The organism is Rhizobacter sp. (assembly GCF_032229685.1).
Taxonomy (GTDB): Bacteria; Pseudomonadota; Gammaproteobacteria; order Burkholderiales; family Burkholderiaceae_C; genus LMDS01.
Genome location: NZ_JAVTWP010000012.1, coordinates 222,617 through 244,565, shown reverse-complemented (window position 1 = coordinate 244,565; position 21,949 = coordinate 222,617). Strand labels below are relative to the sequence as shown.

The following is a 21,949-nucleotide window of genomic DNA, read 5'->3' as shown; positions in this document are numbered from 1 at the left end:
GGGCGCGGTGATCGCCAGCGTCAGTGGCCCGGGCTGCGGCTCGGGACCAGCCGTGCCAGCACGTGCGTCGACATGCCGAGCGCGAGCTCGTGCTCGCCGACGAAGATCTTCCCGACCTGTTCCTTTTCCAGCAGCGCCGCGTCCTCCAGGTCGTGGCTGCGCACGACGAGTTCGATCGCCGGGTTGAGCGCCCGCGCCACTTCGGCCATCTTGCGCACGCCGAAGCTGTCGGGCGTGGCGATCACCAGCATGGCGGCCCGAGCCACGTGCGCCTGGATCAGCACCGCCGGGTCCGAGGCGTCGCCGCTCACCGCGGCGACACCTTCTTCACGCAGGCGCTCGACGATCTCGCGGTTCTGCTCGGCCACCACGAAAGGCACGGCCCGTTCCTTGAGCGCCTGCGCGATGCGCCTCCCCACGCGCCCGTAGCCGACCAGCACCACCTGGCCCGTGAGCAGCGCCTGATCGACGGTCATGGGCAACTCGGCCAGCGGGTCGTCGGGTTGTTCGAGCCGCCGCGCCAGCGCCGAGCGTTGGCGCAGCCAGCCCTGCAGCGGGTCGATGGCGCTGAACAGCAGCGAATTGAGCGCGATCGAGATCAGCGCGCCGGCCAGGATCAGGTTCTGACCTTCGATCGGCAAGAGCTTCAACGCCACCCCGAGCCCGGCCAGGATGAACGAGAACTCGCCGATCTGCGCCAGGCTCGCGCCGACCGTGAGCGCGCTGTTCAGCGGGTAACGGAACGCCACCACCAGGGCGATCGCAGCCAAGGTCTTGCCAAGCACGATGATCGCCACGACCACCAGTACCTTGAGCGGCTCGTCGACCAGCACCCGCGGGTCAAACAGCATCCCGACCGAGACGAAGAACAAGACCGAGAACGCGTCGCGCAGCGGCAGCGATTCTTCGGCCGCTCGGTGGCTGAATTCAGACTCGCGCATCATCATGCCGGCGAAGAAAGCGCCGAGCGCGAACGACACGTCGAAAAGCTTGGCCGAGCCATAGGCCACGCTCACGGCGCCAGCAATCACGCACAGCGTGAACAGCTCGCGCGAGCCAGTGCGTGCCACCAGCCACAGCAGGCGCGGGAACACCCGGCGCCCGACCACCAGCATCAGCGCGATGAACGCCCCCACCTTGGCCAGCGTGATGCCGAGCGTGGCCCAAAGGCCCTGGCCGTTCACCGCCTCGGCCCCGGCACCGCCGAGCAGCGGCGCAAGCGCCGGCAGCAGCACCAGCACGAGCACCATCACCAGGTCTTCCACGATCAGCCAGCCCACGGCGATCTGGCCGTTCACCGAGGCCAGCACGCCGCGCGATTCGAGCGCCCGCAGCAGCACCACCGTGCTCGCGACCGACAGCGCCAGCCCGAACACGAGCGACGCACCCAGGCCCCAGCCCCACCAGGTGGCCACGCCCATGCCCATGGCCGTGGCCACGACGATCTGCAACAGGGCTCCGGGGATCGCGATGCGCTTGACCGCGAGCAGGTCGTCGAGCGAGAAGTGCAGGCCGACACCGAGCATCAGCAGCATCACGCCGATCTCGGCCAGCTGGCCGGCCAGCGCCACGTCGGCCACGAAGCCTGGCGTGGCCGGGCCGATCAAGATGCCGGCCAGCAGGTAGCCCACCAGCGGCGGCAGCTTCAGCCGCGCGGCCACGTAACCCAGGATCAGCGCCAGGCCGAAGCCGGCGGCGATGGTGGAGATGAGGCTGACGTCGTGGGGCATTCGGTCCGGTGTCTGCGTGGCGTTGATGCGCGCGCAGAGTCTAAAGGCAGGCTTTGCCCCCGGACGGGAAAGGCCTGTTTCGCGTCAGCAGGCGAGCAGCTCGCCGCGCTTGCGGATCGCCTCTTGCGCCTTGTTGATGGCGTAGGCCAGGGCCGCGTCGGCCGATTCCCAGCGGTGGCCGCAGGCCAGGCCTTCGTCGCGCAGCACTTCGCGCGGCAGGCCGGGTTCGCCGTGCACACGCTGCACGATCATGGTGGCGGTGTAACCGTCGCCGATGGGCGCTTCGAGCGCGCCGGCGTAGATGCGGAAGTCACCGATCTCACGTTCATCGAATCGCATGGATGTCGCTCCGGCCGGCACCTTGCCCGCCCATGCGACGAATGATCGGCGCCACCGTTCGCTTTCGCCATCCACCACAAGGGGGAGCGCTGACGAAGGTCACTTTCCGTAGGGGCCTAGCGCATCACCCCGAAACGCGCTTCGCCCTGGCGCCGGAATTCCTTGGGCGTCATGCCCTTGATCTCGAGGAAGCGTCGGTTGAAGTTGGCCACGTTGTTGAAGCCGCAGTCGTAGCAGACGTTGCTGATGTAGCGGTCGGTCTCCATCAGCAGCTGGCAGGCGCGCGAGATGCGCAGCCGGTTGACGAAGTCGGTGAAGGTGTTGCCGGTGGCACGCCGGAAGTAGCGCGAGAACTGGCTTTCGCTCATGCCTACACGCTGGCTCAGCTCGGCCATCGAGAAGGTCTCGGTCGCGTGTTCGGTGATGTGGTCGACGATGGCGCTGATCTGCGCCAGCGACTTGTCGTCTTCGAAGCTCTGCAGCGGCGTGCTCGAGAGCAGGCGGTAGTCGGTGCAGTCGGCCAGCTCACCGAGAAAGCCCAGGAACTCGGTGAAACGCTTCAGGCCGTGCAGGTGCTTGATGCGGTCGAGCGTGAGACGCGCCCGATCGGTCATGCCGAAGAATTCGATGCCCAGGCGCGCACGCTCCAGCAGCGGCAGCACGTCGCGCAGTTCGGGCACCAGCTCGGCAGCGCGGCGCAGCGGCTCGTCGCTGAACTGCAGCACCACGTCGCGCTGCGCCACACCTTCGGGGCCGACGTCGCTCGAGATCCAGTTGTGCGGCAGGCGCGGGCCGGTCAGCACCAGGTGGCCGGGCTCGAAGTGGCCGATGTAGTCGCCGACGAAGACCTTGCCGTGGGTCTGCACGATCAGGTGCAGCTCGTACTCTTCGTGGTAATGCCAGCGCACCAGCGGGTTCGGGAAGCCGTGCTCCAGGCAACGCACGTAACCGTAGCTGCCTTCGGGTTCGTAGCCGAGTGTCGCGTCACGAACGAAGTCGTGCTCGAGCTCGGGGGTGCGGGATCGTTTCAGATTCATGCCAGGGTGCTGCACAACACGTTCAAGGCGCCATTCTCAGCTCATCACGTTGCCGCCGTCCACGTTCAGCGTCTGCGCGGTGATGTAGGACGAGGCGGCGCTCGCCAGGAAAACCGCCGCCCCGGCGATGTCTTCGGGCAAGCCCATGCGGCCGAGCGGCACGGCCAGGCCCACCGCCTTCTTTTTCTCGCCGAGCTGCAGCCCTTCGGCCTTGGCGAACAGCGCATCGACGTGCGCCCACATGGGCGTGTCGACCACGCCCGGCGAGATGCCGTTCACGCGGATGCCGTGTGGCGCCATCGCCAGCGCCGCCGACTGCGTGTAGCTGATCACCGCCGCCTTGCTCGCACAGTAGTGCGCGACCAGCGCTTCGCCGCGGCGCCCGGCCTGCGACGCCAGGTTGATGACGCTGCCCTTCACGCCGGCCTCGACCATCTGCTTCAGCACCGCCTGCATCGTGAAGAACATGCCCTTCACGTTGACGTCGAAGATGCGCTGGTAGCTGGCTTCGTCGGCTTCGAGCAGCGGCGCCAGGTCGAACACGGCCGCGTTGTTGAAGAGCGTGGTGACGGTGCCGAACCGGGCGCGGGCGGCAGACACCATCGCTGCCACGCCTTCCGCCTTGGCGACATCGGCGCCCACGTAGTGCAGCTTCTCGGGGTGACGCGCGAGCAGCGCCTGCAAGCCGGCCGAAGGCGTGGTTGCGATGTCGGCGGCGGTGCAACGCGCGCCCTCTTCGAGGTAGGCGTTCGTCACGGCCAGGCCGATGCCGCCGCCGGCGCCGGTGATCAGCGCATGGGTTGATGCGAGTTGTTCAGCCACGGCCGTTCTCCCGCAGGAACTGCAGCACTTCGCGATGCGCTTGCCCGATCGCGGCCACGAGCCGTGCGTCGCCGGCCAGAGGCCCCCAGAGGATGGGGTCGCGGCAGAACGCCGCGAGCGGGTCGGCAGAGTCGAACAATGCATGTGCCGCGGTGGGGTCCATGCCCTGGTCCTGGTAGGCGTAGGCCAGCTCGCCGCGGTGCCAGCGGCCGAGAAACTCGAAGAACAGCGCCGGCAGCTTGGCGGTCTTCAGCACCGGCGCACCCCGCGCCAGGCATTCCTGCAGCGTGGGCCACAAAAAGCCGGGAATCTTCGCGAAGCCGTCCATCGCCACACGCTGGTTGGTGTCTTGCAGGTGGGGGTTGCTGAAGCGGTCGATCACGACGTCGCGGTAGGCCGCGAGGTCGAGCGGGTAGGGGTGCATCGACGCGTGCAGCGAAGGCATGACGTCGTCGGTCACGTAGTCGAAGGCCATCTTGCGGATGGCCGGGTGCATCACACCCTCGTGGATGTATTGCAGGCCGAGCAGCGTGCCGGCCCAGGCAAAACAGCTGTGGCTCGAATTCAGGATGCGGATCTTCGCTTCTTCATACGGCAGCACCGAAGCCACCATCTCGGCACCGGCCTTCTCCCAAGCCGGGCGGCCGTTGATGAAGTGGTCTTCGATCACCCACTGGATGAACTTCTCGCCCATCACCGGCGCGCCGTCGTCGACGCCGGTGGCGGCTTTCACGCGTGCCGCCACCTCGGGCAAGGGCCGCGGCGTGATGCGGTCGACCATGTCGTTGGGCGCGCTGGTGTTGTCGTGCACCCAGTCGAGCAGCGCTTTCTCGCCGCGCCGCGACAGAAAGTCGGTGAAGCCGGCCTGGAAGCGTTCGCCGTTGCTGCGCAGGTTGTCGCAGTTGAGCAGCGTGACCGAGCCGCCGCCGCGCTTCATGCGCTCGGCCAGGATCGCGGCGAGCGCGCCGTAGATCGTGCCGCGCGTCTGGCCGGCGAGGTCGCTCGCCAGCTCGGGGTAGCTCGTTTCCAGCCGGTTGTCGCTGTCGAGGTAGTAGCCCGCTTCGGTCACGGTGAACGAGATGATGCGCGTGTTGGCGTCGGCGCCGAGCGCGATCAGGCCAGCGAGCGAAGGCTCGTAGGGCACGATCTGGCGGATCGACGTGATGCGCTGGTAGTGGCGTTCGCCCGCCGGCGACACCGTCTCGAGCGTGTACGCGCCGCCCTGCTTCTGCAGCGCGGCCACCGTGTCGGCCATGTCGGGTCGCAGGTTGCCGCCGGCCAGCACCCACGAACTGTCGCCCTGGTCGATCAGCCGCTGCAGATAAACCGCTTGGTGCGCACGGTGGAACGACCCGAGCCCGAGGTGAAGAATGACGTGTGGAGTCGAGGCCATGATGCTCTACGCGGCTTGTTTGACTGGCCGCAGCACACGGCCCTGCTTGTCGAAGAAGTGCAGCACGTTCGGATCGATCTCGACACTCACCGCGTCGCCCACGCGCAGCCCCGTGCGCTCGCTCTGGCGCGCCACCAGGGGCGCACCCGAAGCCACGGCGGTGTGGATCAAGGTGTCGGCGCCGAGCGATTCGATCAGCGTGACCTTCGCAGAGATCGCCCCGCCCGCCGGCAGCACGCGCACGCCTTCCGGGCGCACGCCCACCGAGCCGTCGGCCGGCAGGCGGTCACCGGCCACGCGCGTGAGCTCGGGCAGGGCGCTGGCCGGCATCAGGTTCATTTGCGGCGTGCCGATGAACTGCGCCACGAACTGGTTGGCCGGGCGGTCGTAGAGCTCCAGCGGCGAGCCGACCTGCTCGATCAGCCCGTCGCGCAGCACGACCACGCGGTCGGCCAGGGTCATCGCCTCGATCTGGTCGTGCGTGACGTAGATCGTGGTGGCGCCGAGCGAGCGGTGCAGCGCTGCGATCTCCACGCGCGTCTGGCCGCGCAGCGCGGCGTCGAGGTTCGACAGCGGTTCGTCGAACAAGAAGACCTTGGGCGCACGCACGATCGAGCGCCCGATCGCCACGCGCTGGCGCTGGCCGCCCGACAGTTCTTTCGGCGTGCGCTTCAGGTAATCGGTGAGGTTCAGGATCTTTGCGGCACGGCCGACCTTTTCGTCGATCTCGGCCTTGGCGACCTTGGCGAGCTTGAGCGCGAACGACATGTTCTCGAACACCGTCATGTGCGGGTACAGCGCGTACGACTGGAACACCATCGCCAGCTCGCGCTTGCTCGACGGCAGCTCGGTGATGTCGCTTCCGTCGAGCTCGATGCGGCCCTGCGTCACCGGCTCGAGCCCGGCGATGATGCGCAGCAGCGTCGACTTGCCGCAGCCCGAGGGCCCGACGAAGACGACGAACTCGCCCTTCTCGATCGTCAGGTCGATGCCCTTGATCGTGCGCACCGGCCCGAATTCCTTGACGATGCCCTTGAGTTGCAGGAATGACATGGTCTTGTCTCCGTGATGTTTACTTCACTGCGCCGAAGGTCAGGCCCTGCACGAGCTGCTTCTGGCTGAACCAGCCGAACACGATGATCGGTGCGATGGCCAGCAGCGAAGCGGCCGAGAGCTTGGCCCAGAACAGACCTTCCGGGCTCGAGTACGAGGCGATCAGCGCGGCCAGCGTGCCGGCTTTGGCCGCCGACAGGTTCAGCGACCAGAAGGCTTCGTTCCAAGACAGCACCAGGCACAGCAGGCCGGTCGACGCCAGGCCACCCATGCCCAGCGGCAGGATCACGTAGCGGAACTCGTTCCAGATGCCGGCGCCGTCCATGCGCGCCGCTTCCAGGATGTCGGGCGGGATGTCCTTGAAGTACGAATACAGCATCCACACCATGATCGGCAGGTTCGACATCGTGAACACGATGGTCAGGCCGGTCAGCGTGTCCAGCAGGCCGCTGCTCTGCGCCATCACGTACACCGGCACGAGCGCGCCGACGGCCGGCATCATCTTGGTGGAAAGCATCCACAGCAGCAGGTCGCGGGTCTTCTTCGTGCGGAAGAAGGCCATCGAATACGCGGCCGGCGCGGCGATCAGCAGGCCGAGCAACGTCGACAACACGCTCGTGATGAGCGAGTTCTTCGCGTACAGCATGTAGTCGCTGCGCTCCTGCACTTCGGTGAAGTTCTCGAGCGTGGGCGTGAAGACCAGTTGCGGCGGCACGCTGATCGCCTGCAGCTCGGTCTTGAACGAGGTGAGAAAAAGCCAGAACAGCGGGAAGAAGATCAGCAGCGTGATGGCCCACGCGGCGATCGAACGGATGACGAGCGGAAGGTGTTTCATGGCGCTCATCCTTCAGTCGAGGTTCTTGCCGATCATGCGGATCAGGAACACCGCAGCCACGTTGGCCAGCAGCACCGCGAACAACGCACCGGCCGAGGCCACGCCCACGTCGAAGTTCATCAGTGCCTGCTTGAAGATCAGGAACGCGATGTTGGTGCTCTCGTTGCCCGGGCCGCCGCCGGTGGTCGTGAAGATCTCGGCGAAGACGCTCATCAGGAAGATCATCTCGATCATGATCACCACCGCCATCGGCCGGGCCAGGTGCGGCAGGTAGAGGTACCAGAACTTCTGGAACGCGTTGGCGCCGTCCATGCCGGCGGCTTCGAGCTGGTCGCGGTCCATCGACTGCAGCGAGGTGATGAAGATCAGGCAGGCGAAGGGCAGCCACTGCCAGGCCACCATCGTGATCACCGAAGCGAGCGGAAAGTCCGTCAGCCAGTCCACCGGCTGCAGCCCGAAATAGAGCCAGACCTGGGCGAGCACGCCGTAGATCGGGTTCATCATCATGTGCTTCCACAGCAGCGCGTTGACCGTGGGCATCACGAAGAAGGGCGAGATCAACAGCACGCGCACGATGCCGCGGCCGGGGAACGGGTCGTTGACGAGCAGCGCCAGCAGCACGCCGAACACCACCGTGATGATGATCACCGCGCTCAGCAGCAGCAGCGTGTTGCCCACCGCCGGGCCGAAATCGGGGTCGGTGACGAAGAAGTGGTAGTTCGCGAGACCGAGCCACTCTTTCTCGCCCGGCTGCATCAGGTTGTAGCGGACGAACGAGAAGTAGATCGTCATCACCAGCGGCACGATCATCCACAGAAACAGGGAGATCACGGCCGGCGCGAAGAGCACGCGGGGCAGGAAGCGTTTCATGGCGGCAGCGCTGGTGCGCGGTTGGCAGAGCCGGTCTCGTTCGGGCGACACGGGTCGCCCGAACGAACTTCGGCAGAACGAAGGTCGGACAGAGGCTCGCCGCATCGGCGGCGGCCTCGCAGTGCGGCTTACTTGTAGTAGCCGCCCTTCTTCATCTCACGGTCGGCCGCGAGCTGAGAAGCCTTCAGTGCCGCGTCGACCGTGGCCTTGCCGGCGAGCGCCGAACTCATCTGCTGGCCCACCGCCACGCCGATCGCCTGGAACTCGGGGATCGCCGCGTACTGCACGCCGACATAGGGCGACTTCGGCAACGTCGAATCGTTCGGGTTGGCGCTGTCGATGGCCTTCTTCTCGGCCTCGGCGAAGCGCGCCGCCTTCAGGAACTCAGGGCTCGCATAGGTCGACTTGCGCGTGCCGGTGGGCACCGCAGCCCAGCCCTTTTCCTTGGCCACGAGCTGGATGTAGGCTTTCGAGGTCGACCAGTTGATGAACTTCTGCGCCGCGTCGGTGTTCTTCGAGCCGGCCGGAATGGCGAGTGCCCAGGCCCACAGCCAGTTCGCGCCTTTCTGCGTGGCGCTGTACGGCCCTTGCGCGAAGGCCACCTTGTCGGCCACCTTGCTCTGCTTCGGGTCGGTGATGAACGAAGCGGCGATGGTCGCGTCGATCCACATGGCGCACTTGCCTTCGTTGTAGAGCGCGAGAATCTCGTTGAAGCTGTTGGCGCTCGAACCAGGCGGGCCGTATTTCTTCAGCAGGTCCACGTAGAACGTGACCGCGTCTTTCCAGGGCTTGCTTTCGAGCTGGGGCTTCCACGACATGTCGAACCACTGGCCGCCGAAGCTGTTGACCATCGTCGTCAGGAAGGCCATGTTGTCGCCCCAGCCCGGCTTGCCGCGCAGGCAGATGCCGTAGACGCCGGCCTTCGGGTCGTGCATCTTCGAGGCGGCGTCACGCACTTGTTCCCAGGTCGGGCGTTCCTCGAACTTGATGCCGGCCTTGTCGGCCAGGTCCTTGCGGTACATCAGCATCGAGCTCTCGCCGTAGAACGGCGAAGCGTAGAGCTTGCCGTCGACCGACAGGCCGTTGCGCATCGCGGGCAGCAGGTCGTCGACGTCGTAAGCGGCGTCGGCCTTGATCTCGTTGAGCCAGCCCTTCTTGCCCCAGATCGGGGTTTCGTACATGCCGATCGTCATCACGTCGAACTGGCCGCCCTTGGTGGCGATGTCGGTCGTGACACGCTGGCGCAGCACGCCTTCTTCGAGCGTGACCCATTTCAGCTTGATGTCGGGGTTGGCCGCTTCGAAGTGCTTGCCGAGCTTCTGCATTTCGATCATGTGGCCGTTGTTCACGGTGGCGATGACGAGGTCGAGCGCCGACGCAGACGCCGCCGCCACGACACCGAGCCCGAAGGCGAGTGCAGTCCTGAACTTCATGTGCTTGTCTCCTTGTTGTCGGAAGGTGCGATGTGGTGTGCACACCTGCAGACTGGAAGATAGGCGTATCGAGTTGCCGAATTTGGTACGGCCATTGCGACTGCTGATACTCAATTGCACCGCCCGCCCGGGGTTTTCCTGTATCGGCGGGCACAGCGTGTCGGGCCTCCCGGCCCGACGCGAGCTTCAGTGAAAGGCCACCCTTGAGGCAGCGAACCCGGCGCGGCAGCCGCGTGAGCGAACAGTGCTCCGGTCTTCAGTGCCCGGGCGCGGCCTTGGTTTCGATGTCGAGACCGCGCTCGGGCGACTCGAACACCTGCGCTTCGCCGGGCGCCTGCTCGACCAGTTCTTCGATGATGAAGCGGCCGTAACGCTGCGCTGCCACCGCCTTCATCTCGCGAGCCACGACGGCCACACGTTCGGCCAGGTCGTCGTCGGGCGCATGCACCACAAGGAAGTAGCACCCGCTTTCGGCCAGCGCACGGTGTGCCTTGACGAGGTTGAGCTCCTGGCCGAGCGACGCCAGTGCACTCGCGCCCTTCATGTCGGCATCGACCCGGGCTTTCATCTCGTCGGGCGTGAAACGCATCAATGCCGACGCCGCGAAGCCTTGCTGAAGCAAGGCCTGGGCCGCAGCCTGCTGGTCGGCGGCCGTGCGAAATGCGGCGATGACGTGGCCAACCGGCTTGAAGACACCGAAGGCTTCGGGAAGATCGTTCTTTTGCATGGGCTTCTCGCGTGAACCACGGCCGGTGCGGCCGTGCTGAAAGCATCGTGGCGCCATGCTTTCGCCGGCGTGGCCGGACGAGCGCGCTTTCGCCTGTCGGAGAACGCCGGCCCTTCGATCAGCTCGCCAGAAAGCGGTCGAGCGCGAACTTGCCGGCGGCGGCCGACACGCTGCTCACCACCACGCCCCAGGCCATGTCGATCAGCGACATGCCGACCGGCCAGCCCTTCAGCGTGGCGAGGTTGGTCAAGTCATAGGTGGCGTAAGCGAAAAAGCCGAAGAGCGCGGCCGACAACAGCGTCTTGCCCCAGGCGTCGCCGGGCGCATGTGACACCACGGCGAAGTAGACCAGGCCCGCGGCATAGAGCGCGTAGAACAGCACGGCCACGCCGATCTTGGGCGCGTCGGCCATCAGGTGGCCGATGCCCTGCTGGTAGATCGGCTTGGCGATCAGGCCGAGCCAGAGCAGGTCAAGCGCGACCATCACGGCCAGGGTGGCGCCGTAGGCGACGAGGTACTTGGTCATTGGTCGGTCGGCGCAGTGAAATTGATCGTCAGTATGGCGGGCTTCGCGTCAGGGCTTCGCGGTGACACGCCAGACCACGTTGCCGACATCGTCGGCGACGAGCAAGGCCCCCTTGCGGTCGACCGCCACGCCGACCGGCCGGCCGTAGGCCGCGCCCTCTTCGCTCAGAAAGCCCGTGAGCACATCGATCGGTTCACCCGCCGGCTTGCCGGCCGCGAACGGCACGTAGATGACCTTGTAGCCGCTGTGCGGCCGGCGGTTCCACGAACCGTGCTGGCCGACGAACATGCCGCTCGCGAACGGCGCGGGCAGCGTGGTGCCAAGCGACGAAGCAAGACCGAGCGACGCGGTGTGCGGGCCGAGCGCGTAGTCGGGCGCGATCGCCTTGGCCACCATCTCGGGCTGCGGCGGCTTCACGCGCTCGTCGACGTGCTGGCCGTAGTAGCTGAACGGCCAGCCGTAGAACGCGCCGTCGCGCACCGAGGTCATGTAGTCGGGCACGAGGTCGCTGCCGATCTCGTCGCGTTCGTTCACGACCGTCCAGAGCGCGCCACTGGCGGGCTCCCAGGCCATGCCGTTCGGGTTGCGCAAGCCTGATGCAAAGATGCGGTGCGAGCCGTTCTTCACGTCGACTTCCCAGATCGCCGCCCGTTCGGCTTCGGCATCGAGGCCACGTTCGCCCACGTTGCTGTTCGAGCCCACGGTGACGTAGAGCTTGCTGCCGTCGTTGCTGGCGATCAGGTTCTTGGTCCAGTGGTGGTTGATCGGGCCGGCGGGCAATTCGAGCACCTTCAGACCTGGCGCCTTGATGCGCAACTCGCCTTCGGTGTACGGGAACTTCATCACCGCGTCGGAGTTGGCGACGAACAATTCGTTGTCGATCAAGGCCATGCCGAAAGGCGAACTCAGGTTGTCGAGCAAGACCGAACGCAGGTCGGCCACGCCATCACCGTCGGTGTCGCGCAGCAGCGTGATGCGGTTCGCGCTCGGCGTGCCGGCACCGGCGCGTTTCATCACCAGGCCCATCACCCAACCCTTCAAGCCCTTGGCATCTTCGGGCTTGGGTGGCGCGTTGGTTTCTGCGACGAGCACATCACCGTTGGGCAACACGAGCAGCCAGCGCGGGTGGTCGAGCTTGTCGGCGAACGCCGCGACCTGCGTGCCCGCGGCGGCTTTGGGCGTGGCGCCTGGCGCCCAGCCTTTCGCCTTGGCGATGTTCACGGTCGGGATCAGCGACGGTGCCGGCGCCGGCAGTGTCGGCTGCGGCCCGGTACCGGCCGAGACCGGCAGCGTGGCCACCTCGCTGCAGCCGGCGAACCCGGCCAGCAGCGCCATCGTCGCGACGAGGCCTGTCTTCAAATCCGCCCCATCAGCAGCAGCACGATCAGGATCACGACCACGAGGCCGAGGCCACCGCTCGGCCCGTAGCCCCAGCTCTTGCTGTGGCCCCAGGTGGGCAGCGCGCCGACGAGCATCAGGATCAGGACGATCAGCAGAATGGTTCCAAGTGTCATGGTGTTCTCCTCTTGTGGTGGTTGTGGTTCGTTGGGGTTGATCAGTTCGACGCGGCGGAAGCCGCAGGCATCACGATGACCGTGGTGCTCGAGGCTTCACCCGTCGCGCCCGTCGCCCCGGTGGCCCCGGTCGGGCCCGTGGCGCCTGCCGAGCCCGGCGGGCCAGGCACGGCAACAGGCACCGGCACGGCCACGACCGCCGGCTTGTTGTCGCAGGCGCTCACGCCAAAGGTTGCGCCCAGCGCGCAGATCAGCAGTGTCTTGTTCATGTGTGTTCCTCGAAAGCTCAAGGCGGTGTTCATGGGCGGGCCGTTTGTCGCGGCCCGCCCGATACAACAAGGCCCCGCGGCGCAGCGTGCGCCGCAGGGCCGAGCGGTTGAGCGAGGACGCTCAGACGCGGTCCTTCGCCTTGGGCTCGAACCACTTGTCGGTGGCACTGCGTTCCCATTCGGAGACGCGGCGTTCGGCTTCGTCCTTGGCGTAGCCATAGCGCTCCTGCAACTTGCCGGCGAGCTGGTCACGGCGGCCGGCCACGACATCGAAGTCGTCGTCGGTCAGCTTGCCCCACTGCTCTTTCACGTTGCCCTTGAGTTGTTTCCAGTTGCCTTCGATGCGGTCCCAGTTCATGTGATGCTCCTTGCTGCGCAATGCGCGTGATGGAAAGGCTCGCGGTGAGCGCTGGCCAGTGGCCTGCTGCCCGCTGCGGTGGCGGGGAGACCCCGTGACTGAACTCTAAGAAGCATGTGCCGGGCGGCCCATCGGCCACCGGGCCGAAGGCGTGTAGGAAAGGCGGCAGTCCGCTGTTTGCGCGCAGCCGAGTACGGGGCAACCCCTACACGGCATTTCCGAATCGTTGACCGCGGTCAAGCCGTTTTCCGAAGCGGCAGTCGCAGCATTCAATGGTTGGAATCTGTATCAGCATTCCAAAGCAACGTGCCCCTTAGACACACAGGAGACAGCATGATCAAGAACCTCTTCTCGCCTTCACGCATCTGCGCAGCCGCCGTGATGGCGCTCGCGTTCGTGGCGCCTTCCCACGCCTGGGAGCCGACCAAGCCGGTCGAGTTCGTCGTGCCGGCCGGCACCGGTGGTGGCGCCGACCAGATGGCGCGCCTGGTGCAAGGCATCGTGATCAAGCACAAGCTGATGAAAGAGCCGCTGATCGTCGTGAACAAGTCGGGCGGTGCCGGCGCCGAGGGCTTCCTCGCCGTCAAGGAAGCCAAGGGCGACCCGCACAAGATCATCATCACACTGTCGAACCTGTTCACCACACCGCTGGCCACGGGCGTGCCGTTCAACTGGAAAGACATGACCCCGGTCGCCATGCTGGCGCTCGACCAGTTCGTGCTGTGGGTCAATGCCGACACGCCGTACAAGACCGCCAAGGACTTCCTGGCCGCCGCGAAGGCCGCTGGCCCCAACAAGTTCAAGATGGCCGGCACCGGCTCGAAGCAGGAAGACCAGATCATCACCGTGGCGCTCGAGAAGGCGACCGGCACCAAGTTCATCTACGTGCCCTTCAAGGGCGGCGGTGACGTGGCGGTGCAGCTGGTGGGCAAGCACGTCGACTCCACCGTCAACAACCCGATCGAGGCCGTGGCGCAGTGGCGCGCCGGCTCGCTGCGCGCGCTATGTGTGTTCGACGACGAGCGCATGCCGTTCAAGGCCAAGGTCACCGACGCGATGTCGTGGAACGACATTCCGACCTGCAAGGAAGCCGGCGTCCCGACCGACTACACGATGCTGCGTGGCATCTTCATGGCGCCCGGCACCACGCCCGACCAGCTCGCGTTCTACGTTGACCTGCTCAAGAAAGTGCGGGCCACGCCCGACTGGGCCGAGTACATGGAAAAGGGCGCCTTCAACCCGACCTTCCTGACCGGCGCGCCGTTCGGCAAGTGGCTCGAAACCGCCGAGGCCACGCACCGCACGCTGATGACCGAAGCCGGGTTCCTGGCTCCGAAGTAAAGCCGGCGCGATCACCGCGAACGACAGGGCTGCCCCACGCCGCGCGCGTGGGGTGGGTGGGCGCAGCGTCGCCCGATTGAACATCCAGCGAACATCAAGCAAGAGGGGGCTCCATGGAGCATGACAAAGACGCCGGCGAAGAAACAGGCCGGCCCGTGATCGCCACGAACATGGTCGAGGCCGTGGTGGCGGTGATCCTGCTGGTCGTCGGCGCGGTGGTGGTCTTCGAGAGCCGCCGCCTTGGCGCCGGCTGGACCAGCGACGGCCCGGGCGCGGGCTACTTCCCGTTCCTGATCGGCATGCTCATTCTGATCGCCAGCGCCGGCATGCTGTACGAGGCGCTGCTCGGCAAGAAGAAGAACACCGGCACCTTCGTCGACACGGTGCAGCTCAAGCAGGTGCTGTCGGTGCTCCTGCCGGCGATGGTCTACGTTCTTGCGGTCTCGTTCCTCGGCCTCTACGTGGCGTCAGCGGTCTACATCGCGCTGTTCATGGTGATCCTGGGCAAGTACTCCTGGGTCAAGAGCCTGATCGCCGCGTTGGCGGTGAACACGCTTTTCTTCTTCATGTTCGAAGTCTGGTTCAAGGTGCCGCTGTTCAAGGGCTCGCTCGACCCGCTGCACTTTCTCGGCTACTGAGCCACACGGAGCACCATCAAATGGATGAAATCAGCTCTCTGCTGCACGGCTTCGCGGTGATCCTCACCCCGATGAACATCGGCCTGATGTTCGTCGGCATCATTCTCGGCGTGCTGATCGGCGTGCTGCCCGGCCTCGGCGGCGCCAACGGGGTGGCGATCCTGCTGCCGCTCACGTTCACGATGTCGCCCACCTCGGCGATCATCATGCTGTCGTGCATCTACTGGGGCGCCTTGTTCGGCGGCGCCATCACGTCGATCCTGTTCAACATACCCGGTGAACCCTGGTCGGTGGCGACCACCTTCGACGGCTACCCGATGGCGCAGAACGGCCAGGCCGGTGCTGCGCTCACGACCGCGTTCACCTCGTCGTTCATCGGGGCCTTCGTGGCGGTGGTGATGATCACCTTCCTGGCGCCGCTGGTCGCGAAGTTCGCGCTCAAGTTCGGTTCACCCGAGTTCTTCGCCGTCTACCTGCTCACCTTCTGCAGCTTCGTCGGCATGGGCAAGGGCTCGCCCTACAAGATCCTGGCCTCGATGGCGCTCGGCTTCGCGCTGGCGAGCGTCGGCATGGACACCGTGACCGGCCAGTTGCGCCTGACCTTCGGCCAGTCCGAGTTGATGCGCGGCTTCGACTTCTTGATCGCCGTGATCGGCCTGTTCGGCATCGGCGAGATCCTGCTGTCGATGGAAGAGGGGCTGAGCTTCAAGGGCAAGAGCGCCCGCATCGACCCGAAGGTCGTGTGGCAGACCTGGAAACAGCTGCCGAGCTACTGGGTCACTTCGCTGCGCAGCTCGCTGATCGGCATCTGGATGGGCATCACCCCGGGCGGCGCCACACCGGCCTCGTTCATGAGCTACGGCCTGGCCAAGAAGATGTCGAAGAACGGCAAGAAGTTCGGCACCGGCGAAATGGAAGGTGTGGTCGCCCCCGAAACCGCGGCACACGCCGCCGGCACCAGCGCGCTGCTGCCGATGCTGGCCCTCGGCATCCCGGGCTCGCCCACCGCCGCGGTGCTGCTCGGCGGCCTGCTGATCTGGGGCCTGCAACCAGGCCCGCTGCTCTTCGTCGAGCAGAAGGACTTCGTCTGGGGGCTGATCGCCAGCATGTACCTCGGCAACGTGGTCGGCCTGATCGTGGTGCTGAGCACCGTGCCGCTGTTCGCGTCGATCCTGCGCATCCCGTTCTCGATCATCGCGCCGGTGATCATCGTGATCTGCGCGATCGGTGCCTACACCGTGCACAACGCGATGCTCGACATCTGGTTCATGATGGGCTTCGGGGTGGTCGGCTACGTGTTCAAGAAGATCGACATTCCGCTCGCCCCGCTGGTGCTGGCGCTGGTGCTCGGCGACAAGGCCGAAGACTCGTTCCGCCAGGCCATGCTGGTCTCGCAGGGCGACGTGGGCATCATGTTCTCGAACCCGCTGGTCGGCAGCATCACCACGCTGGCGTTGACGCTGCTGTTCTGGCCGCTGATCTCGAAGCTGATCGCGCTCGTCAAGCCCCCGAAGGCCGACGAGTTCGCCGCGGACCGGCCGGTGGACTGAGCCCGGCGTGCTGCCGAACGCCGGTGCCGCGCCGTGGCGTCAGATCTTGCCGCTCTTCCTCAACCTGCTCAGCGTTTCGGCCGACAGGTTGAGGTAGGAGGCGAGTTCCTTGCTCGGAATGCGTTCGACGAGCTCGGGGTGCTTGCGCAGGAAACGGTGCACGCGGCCCGGCGCGTCGAGCAGGTGCAGCGTGATGGTGTGGGCCATGATCTCGCTCATCAGCTGCATCACGGCGTATTCGAACAGTTCCTTGGTCGACGCGTGACGCTCCAGGAACTCGATCCACACGAGCAGCGGCAGGCTCGCCACGCGCGCCTTGGTGACACACACGATGCCGTAGGGCGTGGGCGTGCCCAGGCGCATGGCGGCGTAACTGGTCTCCATGTCGTTCTCGTCGGCGAAGCGCAGGATCATCTCCTTGCCTTCGGGGTTGGAGACCACGCGCTTCAGGATGCCGTCGAGGATGAAGTACTGCTCCATCTCGCGCACCCCCTGGTGCAACAGGAAATCGCCCTTGTTGCCCTCGACGACGACGAGGTGCGGTTCGAGCTCGGCACGGTCGTCTTCGCTCAAGCCTCGCAGCACGACGTTCTGCTTGAGCTGCAAGCGGATGACGTTGCGTTCGGGGTGCTGGGAAAGCAGTGTCATGGCCGACGCGCGGGTCCAATTTTCGAAAGTTGACCGCGGTCAAGGGGTGGAACAAGGATCGATTCCTATGATACCGCGACAGTGCAGGACCACGAGTGAAGCGGGACCTTTGTACGAGTAAAACGGAGAGACATCTCAACATGGCAAACGACACACAAACATCCGCAATGACCGACGGTTTTCACCTGGTCATCGACGCGCTGAAACTCAACGACATCGACACGATCTTCGGCCTGCCCGGCATCCCGGTGACCGACCTGTGCCGCATGGCGCAAGCCGAAGGCATGCGCGTCATCTCGTTCCGCCACGAGCAGCACGCCGGCAACGCCGCGGCCGCTGCGGGCTTCCTGACGCAAAAGCCCGGCATCTGCCTCACGGTCTCGGCGCCCGGCTTCCTGAACGGCCTGACCGCACTCTCGAACGCCACCGTCAACTGCTTCCCGATGATCCTGATCAGCGGCTCCTCCGAGCGCGAGATCGTCGACCTGCAGCAAGGCGACTACGAAGAGATGGACCAGCTCGCGATCGCCAAGCCCTTGTGCAAGGCGGCCTACCGTGTATTGCATGCACAAGACATCGGCATCGGCATCGCACGCGCCATCCGCGCCGCCGTGTCGGGCCGCCCGGGTGGTGTGTACCTCGACCTGCCGGCCAAGCTCTTCGCGCAGACGATGGACGCTGCCGCCGGCCGCGCTTCGCTGGTGAAGGTGGTCGACCCGGCGCCGCGCCAGATCCCGGCCCCCGAAGCCGTGAACCGCGCGCTCGATCTGCTCAAGGGCGCGAAGCGCCCGCTGATCATGCTCGGCAAGGGCGCTGCCTACGCGCAGGCCGACGCCGACATCCGCGCCCTGGTCGAGAAGACCGGCATCCCCTACCTGCCGATGTCGATGGCCAAGGGCCTGCTGCCCGACACGCACGTGCAGTCGGCCTCGGCCGCACGCTCCTACGTGCTGGCAGAAGCCGACGTGGTGGTGCTGATCGGCGCGCGCCTGAACTGGCTGCTGTCGCACGGCAAGGGCAAGACCTGGGGCGCCGACAAGGGCGCGAAGAAGTTCATCCAGATCGACATCGCTCCGACCGAGATCGACAGCAACGTGGCGATCGCCGCGCCGCTGATCGGCGACATCGGCTCTTGCGTCGCCGCATTGCTCTCGGGCATCGACGCCAAGTGGCCCAAGGCCCCATCCGACTGGACCGGCGCGATCGCCGAGCGCAAGGACAAGAACCTCTCGAAGATGGCCGAGACGCTGGCGGCACGCCCGTCGCCGATGAGCTTCCAGAGCGCGCTCAGCGTGCTGCGCGACCAGGTGAAGGCCCGGCCCGACGCGATCGTCGTCAACGAAGGTGCGAACACGCTCGACTTCGCGCGCAGCATCGTCGACATGTACGAACCGCGCAAGCGCCTCGACGTGGGCACCTGGGGCATCATGGGCATCGGCATGGGCTTTGCGGTGGCCGCCGCGGTCGTCACCGGCAAACCAGTGATCGCGATCGAAGGCGACAGCGCGTTCGGCTTCAGCGGCATGGAAGTCGAGACCATCTGCCGCTACAACCTGCCGGTGTGCGTGGTCGTGTTCAACAACAACGGCGTGTACCGCGGCACTGATGTGAACCCGTCGGGCACGGCCGACGTGGCGCCCACCGTGTTCGTGAAGAACGCGCGCTACGACAAGCTGATGGAAGCCTTCGGTGGTGTCGGCGTCAACGCCACCACGACCGACGAACTCGCCAAGGCCCTGAGCGAAGCCGTGGCGTCCGGCAGGCCCACGCTGATCAATGCCGTCATCAACGAAGCCGCCGGCACCGAAAGCGGCCGCATCGGCAACCTGAACCCGCAAAGCGCAGTCAAGAAATAAACCCGCGCAGACTTCCCCCGCCAACCAAAGGAGCACTCATATGAGCACCAAGGCACTAGACGACATCAAGATCATCGACTTCACGCACGTGCAGGCCGGCCCGGCCTGCACCCAAATGCTCGCCTGGTTCGGCGCCGACGTGATCAAGGTCGAGCGCCCCGGCTCGGGCGACGTGACGCGCAGCCAGCTGCGCGACATCCCGAATGTCGACGCGCTGTACTTCACCCAACTCAACAGCAACAAGCGCTCGCTCACGCTCGACACGAAAACGCGCGAAGGCAAAGAGATCCTCGAGAAGCTGATCAAGGTTTCCGACGTGATGGTCGAGAACTTCGGCCCCGGCGCGCTCGACCGCATGGGTTTCACCTGGGAGCGCATCCTCGAGCTGAACCCGAAGATGATCCTGGCCTCGGTGAAGGGCTTCAGCGACGGCCACCACTACGAAGACCTGAAGGTCTACGAAAACGTGGCGCAGTGCGCTGGCGGCGCCGCGTCGACCACCGGCTTCTGGGACGGCCCGCCGACCGTGAGCGCGGCCGCTCTCGGCGACAGCAACACCGGCATGCACCTGGCCATCGGCATCCTGACCGCGCTGCGCCAGCGTGACAAGACCGGCCGCGGCCAGAAGGTGGCCTGCTCGATGCAGGACGCCGTGTTGAACCTGTGCCGCGTGAAGCTGCGCGACCAGCTGCGCCTGGACCGCCTCGGCTACCTGGAAGAGTATCCCCAGTACCCGCACGGCAAGTTCACCGACGTGGTGCCCCGCGGCGGCAACGCCGGCGGCGGCGGCCAGCCGGGCTGGGTGCTCAAGTGCAAGGGCTGGGAAACCGACCCGAACGCCTACATCTACTTCACGATCCAGGGCCAGGCCTGGGCGCCGATCTGCGACGCCATCGGCAAGCCCGAATGGAAGACCGACCCGCTCTACATGACGCCCAAGGCACGTCAGCCGCACATCACCGACATCTTCGCCACCATCGAAACCTGGCTGGCCGACAAGACCAAGTTCGAGGCGGTCGACATCCTGCGCAAGTTCGACATTCCCTGCGCACCGGTGATGTCGATGAAGGAAATCTCGGTCGACCCGTCGCTGCGCGCCAGCGGCACGATCACCGAAGTCGACCACAAGGAACGCGGCAAGTACCTCACGGTCGGCAGCCCGATCAAGTTCTCAGACATGAAGGTCGAGATCACCGGTTCGCCGCTGCTGGGCGAGCACACCGACGAGGTGCTGTCGGAGCTGGGCTACAGCGCCGACAAGATCGCCACGCTGCACGCCGCCAAGGCGGTCTGAGGCGGAGCCCGCCGTGCAGACCAACGTGGACCTGGCTCAACTCGTCAGCGGTGCTGGCGACGCGATCATGGTCTGCGACGCGGCGGGCGCGATCACGCTCTGGAACGCGGCCGCCGAGCGCATCTTCGGCTTCACCGAAGCCGATGCGCTCGGCCAGTCGCTCGACATGATCATCCCCACCCGGCAGCGCGGCCGGCACTGGGAGGGTTACCACAAGACCATGGAAACGGCCGTCACCAAATACGGGGCCGACGTGCTGCGTGTGCCGGCGCTGCACAAGGACGGCCACACGCTTTCGATCGCTTTCACTGTTTCGATGCTTTTTTCCGAAGATCACAAGGTCACGGGCATTGCCGCTATCGTTCGCGACGAGACCGCCCGCTTCACCGAAGAACGCAAACTGCGCGCTCGGTTGTTGGAAGCGGAGGCCAGGACCCAAGGAGAAAAGTGATGAGCAAGGCACTCGACGGCGTAAGAATTCTCGACTTCACCCACGTGCAGTCAGGCCCCACCTGCACCCAACTGCTGGCCTGGTTCGGGGCCGACGTGATCAAGGTCGAACGCTCCGGTGAGGGCGACGCCACACGCGGCCAGCTGCGTGACATTCCCGGTGTGGACAGCCTCTATTTCACGATGCTGAACCACAACAAGCGCTCGATCACGCTCGACACGAAGAAGCCCAAGGGCAAGGAGGTGCTCGACGCGCTGATCAAGACCTGCGACGTCCTGGTCGAGAACTTCGCCCCCGGCGCGCTCGACCGCATGGGCATCACCTGGGAACACATCCAGAAGCTCAACCCGCGCATGATCGTGGCCTCGGTCAAGGGTTTCGGCCCGGGCAAGTACGAGGACTACAAGGTCTACGAAAACGTGGCCCAGTGCGCCGGTGGCGCCGCTTCGACCACCGGCTTCGACGACGGCCCGCCCATGGTCACGGGCGCCCAGATCGGCGACAGCGGCACCGGCCTGCACCTGGCGCTCGGCATCGTGGCCGCGCTCTACCAGCGCAACACCACCGGGCGTGGCCAGAAGGTGCTGGCGCCGATGCAAGACGCGGTGCTGAACCTGTGCCGCGTGAAACTGCGCGACCAGCAACGCCTGGAGCGCACGCACACGCTGCACGAGTTTCCGCAGTACCCCGACGGCAAGTTCGGCGATGCGGTGCCGCGCGCCGGCAACGCCTCGGGCGGCGGGCAACCGGGTTCGGTGCTCAAGTGCAAGGGCTGGGAAACCGACCCGAACGCCTACATCTACTTCATCACCCAGGCGGCCGTGTGGCCGTCGGTGTGCAAGGTGATCGGCGAAGAAGGCTGGATCGACGACGAGGCCTTCGCCACGCCGGCGGCACGCTTGCTGCACCTGAAGCCGATCTTCGCGCGCATCGAGAAATGGACCATGACCAAGACCAAGTTCGAGGCCATGGACATCCTGAACAAGTACGACATCCCCTGCGGCCCGATCCTCTCGATGAAAGAGATCGCCGCAGACGCCGGGCTGCGGCAGACCGGCACGATCGTCGAGGTCGACCACCCGACGCGTGGCAAGTACCTCACGGTCGGCAACCCGATCAAGATGTCCGACAGCGCCACCGAGGTCACCCGCTCGCCGCTTCTTGGCGAGCACACCGAAGAAGTGCTGAGCCAGCTCGGCTACAGCGCCGACGACCTGGCACAGCTGCGCGCCGAGCGCGTGATCTGACCGACGCGTGCCACGCGC

General features: G+C 65.9%; 23 protein-coding genes. 7 read left to right on the top strand and 16 right to left on the bottom strand.

The genetic code is table 11. The features are described 5' to 3' along the window. Window positions 1-20 precede the first annotated feature (20 nt). The 15 genes from AC30PD_RS06850 to AC30PD_RS06780 form a co-directional block, all read right to left on the bottom strand. Window positions 21-1,730 carry a cation:proton antiporter domain-containing protein gene (locus tag AC30PD_RS06850; protein WP_489534886.1) on the bottom strand — a complete coding sequence of 570 codons (1,710 nt, stop codon included), beginning with the start codon at window positions 1,728-1,730 and terminating at the stop codon, window positions 21-23. Window positions 1,731-1,814: 84 nt separating this feature from the next. Beyond that, on the bottom strand, window positions 1,815-2,069 hold the full coding sequence (locus AC30PD_RS06845) for a hypothetical protein (protein ID WP_489534885.1): 255 nt from the start codon (window positions 2,067-2,069) through the stop codon (window positions 1,815-1,817). Between the two features lie 116 nt (window positions 2,070-2,185). Next, on the bottom strand, window positions 2,186-3,106 hold the full coding sequence (locus tag AC30PD_RS06840; RefSeq protein WP_489534884.1) for an AraC family transcriptional regulator: 921 nt from the start codon (window positions 3,104-3,106) through the stop codon (window positions 2,186-2,188). Between the two features lie 36 nt (window positions 3,107-3,142). After that, on the bottom strand, window positions 3,143-3,928 hold the full coding sequence (locus tag AC30PD_RS06835) for an L-iditol 2-dehydrogenase (protein ID WP_489534883.1): 786 nt from the start codon (window positions 3,926-3,928) through the stop codon (window positions 3,143-3,145). Next, the gene (gene dalD / locus AC30PD_RS06830) at window positions 3,921-5,321 is read right to left on the bottom strand and encodes a D-arabinitol 4-dehydrogenase (RefSeq protein WP_489534882.1); all 1,401 of its coding nucleotides are present in this window, start codon (window positions 5,319-5,321) and stop codon (window positions 3,921-3,923) included. Before dalD ends, AC30PD_RS06835 begins: the two co-directional genes overlap by 8 nt. A gap of 6 nt (window positions 5,322-5,327) precedes the next feature. Then, window positions 5,328-6,374 carry an ABC transporter ATP-binding protein gene (locus AC30PD_RS06825; RefSeq protein ID WP_489534881.1) on the bottom strand — a complete coding sequence of 349 codons (1,047 nt, stop codon included), beginning with the start codon at window positions 6,372-6,374 and terminating at the stop codon, window positions 5,328-5,330. Between the two features lie 19 nt (window positions 6,375-6,393). After that, window positions 6,394-7,209 carry a carbohydrate ABC transporter permease gene (locus AC30PD_RS06820; RefSeq protein ID WP_489534880.1) on the bottom strand — a complete coding sequence of 272 codons (816 nt, stop codon included), beginning with the start codon at window positions 7,207-7,209 and terminating at the stop codon, window positions 6,394-6,396. 12 nt (window positions 7,210-7,221) lie between these two features. Continuing rightward, window positions 7,222-8,079 carry a carbohydrate ABC transporter permease gene (locus AC30PD_RS06815; protein ID WP_489534879.1) on the bottom strand — a complete coding sequence of 286 codons (858 nt, stop codon included), beginning with the start codon at window positions 8,077-8,079 and terminating at the stop codon, window positions 7,222-7,224. Window positions 8,080-8,207: 128 nt separating this feature from the next. Continuing rightward, window positions 8,208-9,512 (bottom strand): ABC transporter substrate-binding protein, encoded by a 1,305-nt coding sequence (locus AC30PD_RS06810; RefSeq protein WP_489534878.1) that lies wholly within the window; start codon window positions 9,510-9,512, stop codon window positions 8,208-8,210. Window positions 9,513-9,768: 256 nt separating this feature from the next. After that, window positions 9,769-10,239, bottom strand: a complete 471-nt coding sequence (locus tag AC30PD_RS06805) for a hypothetical protein (RefSeq protein WP_489534877.1) — start codon at window positions 10,237-10,239, stop codon at window positions 9,769-9,771. A gap of 118 nt (window positions 10,240-10,357) precedes the next feature. Beyond that, entirely contained in the window at window positions 10,358-10,765 is a 408-nt protein-coding gene (locus AC30PD_RS06800; protein WP_489534876.1) for a DUF2177 family protein, read from the bottom strand. Window positions 10,766-10,813: 48 nt separating this feature from the next. Continuing rightward, on the bottom strand, window positions 10,814-12,100 hold the full coding sequence (locus AC30PD_RS06795; protein ID WP_489534971.1) for a PQQ-dependent sugar dehydrogenase: 1,287 nt from the start codon (window positions 12,098-12,100) through the stop codon (window positions 10,814-10,816). Between the two features lie 20 nt (window positions 12,101-12,120). Then, on the bottom strand, window positions 12,121-12,279 hold the full coding sequence (locus AC30PD_RS06790; RefSeq protein ID WP_489534875.1) for a DUF3309 family protein: 159 nt from the start codon (window positions 12,277-12,279) through the stop codon (window positions 12,121-12,123). Window positions 12,280-12,320: 41 nt separating this feature from the next. Continuing rightward, window positions 12,321-12,548 (bottom strand): hypothetical protein, encoded by a 228-nt coding sequence (locus tag AC30PD_RS06785; RefSeq protein WP_489534874.1) that lies wholly within the window; start codon window positions 12,546-12,548, stop codon window positions 12,321-12,323. A 121-nt stretch (window positions 12,549-12,669) separates the two neighbouring features. After that, on the bottom strand, window positions 12,670-12,906 hold the full coding sequence (locus AC30PD_RS06780; protein ID WP_489534873.1) for a CsbD family protein: 237 nt from the start codon (window positions 12,904-12,906) through the stop codon (window positions 12,670-12,672). Window positions 12,907-13,239: 333 nt separating this feature from the next. Between AC30PD_RS06780 and AC30PD_RS06775 the strand changes: the two genes are divergently transcribed. The 3 genes from AC30PD_RS06775 (at window position 13,240) to AC30PD_RS06765 (ending at window position 16,435) form a co-directional block, all read left to right on the top strand. After that, complete coding sequence (locus AC30PD_RS06775; RefSeq protein WP_489534872.1) at window positions 13,240-14,247, top strand: Bug family tripartite tricarboxylate transporter substrate binding protein; 1,008 nt, start codon at window positions 13,240-13,242, stop codon at window positions 14,245-14,247. Window positions 14,248-14,360: 113 nt separating this feature from the next. Beyond that, complete coding sequence (locus AC30PD_RS06770; RefSeq protein WP_489534871.1) at window positions 14,361-14,885, top strand: tripartite tricarboxylate transporter TctB family protein; 525 nt, start codon at window positions 14,361-14,363, stop codon at window positions 14,883-14,885. A 20-nt stretch (window positions 14,886-14,905) separates the two neighbouring features. Further along, the gene (locus tag AC30PD_RS06765; protein WP_489534870.1) at window positions 14,906-16,435 is read left to right on the top strand and encodes a tripartite tricarboxylate transporter permease; all 1,530 of its coding nucleotides are present in this window, start codon (window positions 14,906-14,908) and stop codon (window positions 16,433-16,435) included. A 39-nt stretch (window positions 16,436-16,474) separates the two neighbouring features. On the opposite strand, the gene AC30PD_RS06760 is transcribed toward AC30PD_RS06765, so the two are convergent. Then, window positions 16,475-17,083 (bottom strand): Crp/Fnr family transcriptional regulator, encoded by a 609-nt coding sequence (locus AC30PD_RS06760; protein WP_489534869.1) that lies wholly within the window; start codon window positions 17,081-17,083, stop codon window positions 16,475-16,477. Between the two features lie 140 nt (window positions 17,084-17,223). Here AC30PD_RS06760 and oxc point away from each other — a divergent pair, with 140 nt between their 5' ends. Genes oxc through frc (AC30PD_RS06740) form a run of 4 tightly spaced genes read left to right on the top strand, consistent with a single transcriptional unit; the run spans window position 17,224 to window position 21,931 of the window. Then, window positions 17,224-18,939: an oxalyl-CoA decarboxylase gene (gene oxc / locus AC30PD_RS06755; RefSeq protein WP_489534868.1), complete on the top strand. Its 1,716-nt coding sequence runs from the start codon at window positions 17,224-17,226 to the stop codon at window positions 18,937-18,939. Between the two features lie 40 nt (window positions 18,940-18,979). Beyond that, a complete protein-coding gene (gene frc / locus AC30PD_RS06750; RefSeq protein WP_489534867.1) occupies window positions 18,980-20,233 on the top strand; it encodes a formyl-CoA transferase in 1,254 nt (417 codons plus the stop codon). A gap of 13 nt (window positions 20,234-20,246) precedes the next feature. Further along, window positions 20,247-20,684 (top strand): PAS domain-containing protein, encoded by a 438-nt coding sequence (locus AC30PD_RS06745; RefSeq protein WP_489534866.1) that lies wholly within the window; start codon window positions 20,247-20,249, stop codon window positions 20,682-20,684. Then, window positions 20,684-21,931, top strand: a complete 1,248-nt coding sequence (gene frc / locus AC30PD_RS06740; RefSeq protein ID WP_489534865.1) for a formyl-CoA transferase — start codon at window positions 20,684-20,686, stop codon at window positions 21,929-21,931. Before AC30PD_RS06745 ends, frc (AC30PD_RS06740) begins: the two co-directional genes overlap by 1 nt. Window positions 21,932-21,949: the final 18 nt, after the last annotated feature.